At 60.1% G+C, this 6,015-nt stretch carries 5 protein-coding genes; 2 read left to right on the top strand and 3 right to left on the bottom strand.

Going from position 1 to position 6,015, the window contains the following annotated elements:
• On the top strand, nt 1–877 hold an 877-nt coding region (locus tag O2807_10760), incomplete at its 5' end, for an NnrS family protein (protein ID MDA1000978.1).
• A 156-nt stretch (nt 878–1,033) separates the two neighbouring features.
• On the opposite strand, the gene O2807_10755 is transcribed toward O2807_10760, so the two are convergent.
• Nucleotides 1,034–1,729 (bottom strand): outer membrane beta-barrel protein, encoded by a 696-nt coding sequence (locus O2807_10755; protein ID MDA1000977.1) that lies wholly within the window; start codon nt 1,727–1,729, stop codon nt 1,034–1,036.
• Between the two features lie 349 nt (nt 1,730–2,078).
• Between O2807_10755 and O2807_10750 the strand changes: the two genes are divergently transcribed.
• The gene (locus tag O2807_10750; GenBank protein MDA1000976.1) at nt 2,079–2,651 is read left to right on the top strand and encodes a DinB family protein; all 573 of its coding nucleotides are present in this window, start codon (nt 2,079–2,081) and stop codon (nt 2,649–2,651) included.
• 6 nt (nt 2,652–2,657) lie between these two features.
• Here the strand turns inward: O2807_10750 and O2807_10745 are convergent, their stop codons facing one another.
• Nucleotides 2,658–4,502 (bottom strand): DUF4340 domain-containing protein, encoded by a 1,845-nt coding sequence (locus O2807_10745; protein MDA1000975.1) that lies wholly within the window; start codon nt 4,500–4,502, stop codon nt 2,658–2,660.
• Nucleotides 4,499–6,015 (bottom strand): Gldg family protein (locus tag O2807_10740; GenBank protein MDA1000974.1); only part of this gene is annotated, 1,517 nt, incomplete at its 5' end. The genes O2807_10745 and O2807_10740, both read right to left, overlap by 4 nt.

Below are 6,015 nucleotides of genomic sequence, written 5' to 3'. Positions count from 1 at the left end.
CTCTTTCCTCCTGCCCTCCTCCGGGGTCGCCGTTTTGGAACTGGCGTTTATTCCCGTGCTGGGATGGAGTATCGCCCCTGTTCTTTTTTCCCGCGGAAACAGCCAGAATCTGATCTTCCTCGCCATTCTGGCGCTGTTTTTCACCGCCGATCTTCTCATCCATCTGGAAGCGCCGATGGGAGCGGGCGGGATGGCGGCCACCGGCCTCCGCTTCGGCGTCAACCTGCTGATGGTTCTGATCGTCATTGTCATCGGCCGCATCGTCCCGACCTTCTGCCGCGTCGCGCGGCTGGGGGAAGGCGCGGGGGCATCCCCTGTTTCGCGCCCCCTTCTGGAGGCGGCTGCGATCGGCTCGGTCGCGCTCCTGGCCCTCGTCCATCTGGCGTTTAACGAAGCCCTCTGGACGGGATGGCTTGCCCTCGTGGCGGCGATCATTCAGATGATCAGGATGCTGAACTGGCGGGCGGGAAGACTTCTTTTGAAACCGTATATTTTCGCGCTTCATCTGGGATATGCGTGGGTCATCGCCGGCCTCCTCCTGATGGGCGTCGCCATCCTCGGCGGGCCCATCCCGGAGATCAGCGCGCTGCACGCCGTCACCGTGGGCGGAATCGGCACCATGATCCTGGCGGTCATGTCCATCGTCGGGCTGCTGCATACCGGCCGGCCGGCAGAGATGCACCCCCTGATCGTCCTTTCCTACCTCCTCGTCTCCTGCGCCGCCCTTCTCCGCGTGTCCGCCCCGATTTTGCTGCCGGAGCTTTACCGGGAATCGCTGATCGCATCGGGCGCCCTGTGGGCGGCTGCCTTCGGCATCTACGCGGCCGTCTACTGGCCCATTCTCACGAAGGCGCGGCCCGACGGCATTCCGGGATGAGGCCGTTCGATCTTCCGGCGGGAGCGGTCTCCTTTCAAACAAAAAATTCCCCTCCGCCGGGCGAGACGTTGTGGGGTAAAGGGGGGGTAAGCGCCCGGAGCAGAGGGGAACCTTTTCGAATGTTTTCAAGCCACCGCTTGTGCGTTTCCTCCTGGCCTAGAACCGGAAACCGATGCCGACACCGATGATGAGCGGATCGATGTCCACATCCACCCTTCTCTTCGTGGCGCCGGACTTGAGAGTCCCGTCGGTATCAATGTCGATGTATTTGAGATCGAAATTCAGAAACCAGCCCTTGCCAAGTTCGATGTCAACGCCTCCCTGAAAGGCGATTCCCCAGGAGGGGTCCAGATTGATCGACGTCTTTCCGAGCGTCCCCTCGAGAGAGGGCGTGGACCTTTCATCGAAAAAGAGCGTGTAGTTCACGCCGACGCCGACGTAGGGCCGGATCTTCGAATCCGGAAAAGGATGGCACTGAAGGGTGAGCGTCGGGGGAAGCAGCTTCGTCCGCCCGACGACGCCGAGCCCCGAGATCCCGCCGTTTCCGACCAGATCGTTCTCCGTGTAGGCGGCGATGAGTTCCAGGCCCAGATGCTTGGTGAGCATGTAGGTGATGTCCACCTCGGGAACGGTATCGTCGCTCACCCCGAGCTTTGAGGTCAGGAGATCGGGGCGAATGCTGCTGCTGCTCTCCTGCGGGTTGACGTAAATCCCCCGGACGCGAACGATCCATCGCTTGAAATCGGCGTCGCTCCCCGGCGTCGGGGTTGCGCCCAGGGCGGATGTGACGGGATAGGCGAGGAGAAAAAACAACAGGTAAATAGAAAACCGCCGAAGGCCGAATCTTCGCATCCTTGTTTTCCCCCAAAAGAACCTTTGGAATTGCACGGAGCTGTCAAATTTCCCAATACTGAAAGAGGCTTGATTTCTGAGGGTCCCTGATACGTCTTCACGGTTCCTCGAAAGCAATAGCCTGAAAAGCAACAACCGTGCCGTTCCTGCCGAAACTTCGTTTTTGCGGCTTTTGTGGCGGTTGCTGAGAGATTTACCCGCGCCTTTGCCCGCGGCGGCGCATGCCGGAACGGTTTTTTGAGACACCGTCCGGGAGAATTTGAGACATATCCGTCTCATGTGTTTCAATTGGGTCTGCGGCGTTTGATGTGCGCCGTCGCCTGTCCCGTGATTGAAAGGTTTTCGAAAAATGACGCCTGAGGAAATGTTCGACCGTGCCGCGGATTCATCGAAGAAGGATCGGAGGAGCCTCATCGCCTTTCTTGAGCCCTTCTCCGACGCGCAGGCCGAATGGAAACCCCCCGATGGGGAATGGTCCATCGCGGAGGCCGTCGAGCACATCCTTCTGACGGACGAATGGGTGCGGGGGCACATGGCGGGGGCGCTGAGAGAGGCCGAGGGCAAGGGGGAATGGGACACCGCGCCGCCGGAGATTCGAAAATTTTCGGGCGAACAGCTTCGCCGCAGGGAGCAGGGCTTCATCGCCGCGCCGGATCATCTCCTCCCCCGCGGGGGCCAGAAACTCTCCGAGATGCGCGGGAGGCTCCTCGCAAGCCGGGAAGCCGTCCTTGATGCGCTGCGCCCCTTCCGGGCCCGCGACATGAGCCGGCTCGTCCTGCGCCCTTCCCGCTACGGCGATCAGAACGTCTACGACCGCATTGAGTACACCGGTATTCATGACTATCTGCATCACGAGCAGATGGAACGGCTGGTGCGCCTGGATGGATTTCCGAAGGAAGGTGAATCGCAGAAGCAGGGGTGAGACGTATTAATTCGAACTTCCGGACGCGCCGAGGAACCAGTCCGAGATTTCAAACGGCAGTATTTTCTCAATATTTTCTCTTTGCACGCCCAAGACCTTCTTTTCCGCGCCCCGCCCGACGAACATGAGTTCCTTCGTCCCGCCGCCGGCGAAAAGGATGGGTCCCAGTTTTTTCCCCTTCCGGGTTTCCAGAAGGACCCGGACGCGGAATTTTTTCGTGTCGTACGAGACGCCCTTCTTCGCCTCTCCCTCGAATTCCAGCTCCTGAAGGGCGAGGAGGAGACGGTTCACCTTCCGGATGACGATGCCTTGGTTCTTGGGCGTCTCGAAGACCCAGTCGTCCTTCGAATCGCGAATCACCACCGCTTTTTTCCCATCCGGGAAGGAGAGCCGCACCCGGGCGATCTCCTCCAGCGACTCGAAGGGAACGATACGCCGCTCGCTCAGGTAAAAACCATCGCGGGCCAATTTGTCGAAATCCTTTCGGCTGATCGTGTATAGCCGTTTTTCCTGATCCCGCTGAAGATATATTTTCCCATCCGCCTGCGGAGGGCCGATGGTCAGGGTACGCTGCACTTCCGGACCGTCCTTCTTTTCCCGGATCCAAAGTTTTATCCGCCGGACATCCTTCCCGGTCAAGCCATACTTGGCGAGGTCCGCGCCGGGCGCATCCATAAACCCGGTGGCATTCGTCCACTTCGCATCCCACAGCACGTCCTCGATATACTTCCTCCGCGGCACGAAGGGCACCGCAGCGGCCTCGCCCCGCTTCGCCGTCATGGACCACGTGCGCAGATCTTTCCGCAGCGCTTCGATAGTCTCACCCGGCAACTCGATGCGAAGCCGCTGAACGTTGTCCACGTCGTAGTCGATAATGATTTTCTCGCGCAGCTGGAAGGGTTTGCGGGGAAAATCCTTGATCACGTCGGGGCCGACGAGGAAAACCGGCCCGCCCGAGAGCCGCCGGGCGTAAAAAAGCGGTATCTTTTTCCCGTCCCGCGACCTGGGGTCGGGCTCCATCACGTATTTTCCCAGATGCAGCCCGCGCACCACCTTTTCCTCCTTGTCCATGTAGACGCGGACAGTGTAGCTGGGCGAATCGAGGCCGTAGGGAGCCAAATCCTTCGGCGACTCATCCACAAAGCGGTGCACTTTTCCATAATTGAGGGCCAAGACGACGCCCTCGGATTCACTCGCGCTCGCGGCCACCTTGACCGGCGAGATCATTTCCCACTTCTCCTCCCCCTTCCGCACCACGGCAAAAGGCGGATCGCCGGCCGAGCGAATCACCACTTTTTTCGCTTTTGCAGGCGGCACGGGCAGCACCGCCCGATCGCGCAGTTCGAAAACGGGCCGGTTGAATTTTTCGAAATCCTCGGAAAGCACCGTGAATACGGCCCCATCCTTCAGGGAGGCGTAGCGGAACACGCGCGTCGGTGTGCGGGCGCCGACGAGGAAGACGACCTCTTCCTGGCCTTTGAGTCCGAACGTGAGTTTGTATCCGGGCGTTTCCAGGCCGAAATCCGCCCGCTGGGTGACGGTTCCGATGCGGCGGTGTTCCTTCAGGCCCGCGGCGAGCTTCAGCAGATTTTCCATCTCCTCCTTGTCGAGGGGGGCGGAAACCGGCTTCACGAACCGCCAGCCATTGTCCGTGCGGATAATTTGGTAGGATTCCTTCTTCCGATCAAGGGAAATGCGCAGCAGGAGCTTGGGATCGATCCCGCGGAGTATCTGCGCCTTCCGCTCTTTATCGGCGGCCTTCTCCCGCGCCCATTTCACGTCAACGAGGTAGTAGGCGGATCCGGCGATTAGGAGAACGACCAGGAGGAGAAGATTCTTCTTCAGACTCACCGCAATTTCCTTCTCCAGATGTAGACCGACGTCCCCGCAAGAACGATGAACACTGGAAGAAGAATCAGTGTAAAGAGGCGGACGAAGTTCGCTTCACCGCCCGAAAGCAGCAGGGGGGCCCCTCCCCGGTTCTTCGGCCGTATGGCAATGAGTGCCTTTTCCCCGCCCAGCCAGTTAACGGCGTTGAGCACAAGATTCGCATTCGACTGTTGCGTGACAAAAGCATCGCTCGCAAAATCGACGTCCCCGAAAACCACAATCCGCCCCTCGCCCTTCGCACTCTTGGCCCTTTCTCCGGGCTTGGGCTTCAGAAACTTCTCCAGCGAGATGCTGGCCGCGGCGGCAATCGGCACGGGTCCGTTTTCCTTGGTCTTCGGATCGAAGAACAAGCGGCCGCTTTCGACCTGCAGCTTCTCGACGGTGAAGCTCCCCGTGCCCGTGCGGGCCAGAATTTCGGTCAAAATCCCCCGGTCGGGGTCTCCTTTGGCCGTCACGCGGCGCACCGTCGGGAACATCGTGGCCTTTCCGCGAAGCTGTTTCGTAATTTCATGGACGCCGTAGTCGGCCACAAAAGGCGTAACCTCGTTTCCGCCCACGAGCGAGAGCCGGACCGATTGCGGATCGAGAACGATGGACGGGGGGGCGCTGAAGCCGTATTTTGCGAGAAAAGAAAGCAGACGGCCCTGGGTGTCCGGCTCCAGGAAGATCAGAAGGCGCCCGCCGCCCTCGATGTATTTTTCCAGAAATCCGATCTCGGCCTCGGCCAAATCCTGCCCGGGGGCAGCGATCACGAGCAGACGTGTTCCCTCCGGGACCCCCGTTGCCCGAAGAAGGAGCAGCTCCGACACCTCGTAGTTGTCGTCCCGCATGGCAGTTCCCAGCGCGGCGAGCACCTGGCGACCCTGCCCCAGCGGGAGACGCTCGCCGTGCCCGGTCAGGAAATAAGCTTTCTTTTGCGCCGTCTGGATGGTCTTGAGGATGGCGTTGGCAATTGAATTCTCGGAGAGATCGAAGATTTTCTCCGAGCGGAATGTCTCTGCCTTCTTTTCGGTTGCGGGCGCCTTCGCAGGGGTGCCGCTCTCTGCCTTGGGCGCCTCTTTGGCGTCGAGGTGGTGAACGATCACGACGGTCCCGTAGGCGTCCACGTCATATTTCTTCGCGGCCGTCGGGCTGGCATCAAGATCCACGAACCGGAAAGTAACCTGTTCGGTCCGGCGGGTATACTGCTCGAGCACTTCCTTGATCGCGGGCTGGGTCGTCTTCTGCGTGAAGGCGAGAATTTCTATCCGCTTTTTCTCACGGTCAATCTGCTGAAGCAGCTGAAGCGTCTTCGAGGAGAGGCTGTAGAAACCGCTCGGGGTGACGTCCCAGCGCGTCCAGTGGCTCACGGAGAACAGCTCGACGATGACCTGGATGCCGATCACAACAACGATCATCAGGAACACCTGAAGCGCCGTCCGGGTCGTGCGGAGGCGGATGCCGACCCGAATCTCGACGCGGGACATCCAGACAC

It is taken from the genome of bacterium (assembly GCA_027622355.1).
Classification (GTDB): Bacteria; UBA8248; UBA8248; order UBA8248; family UBA8248; genus JAQBZT01.
The sequence above is the reverse complement of the archived record's forward strand: the minus strand, read 5'-3'. Positions and strand labels throughout refer to the sequence as shown.

Excerpts from the sequence above, each read along its gene's own strand:
- O2807_10755 (MDA1000977.1), bottom strand. The coding sequence starts at position 1,729 with ATGCGAAGATTCGGCCTTCGGCGGTTTTCTATTTACCTGTTGTTTTTT.
- O2807_10750 (MDA1000976.1), top strand. The coding sequence starts at position 2,079 with ATGACGCCTGAGGAAATGTTCGACCGTGCCGCGGATTCATCGAAGAAG.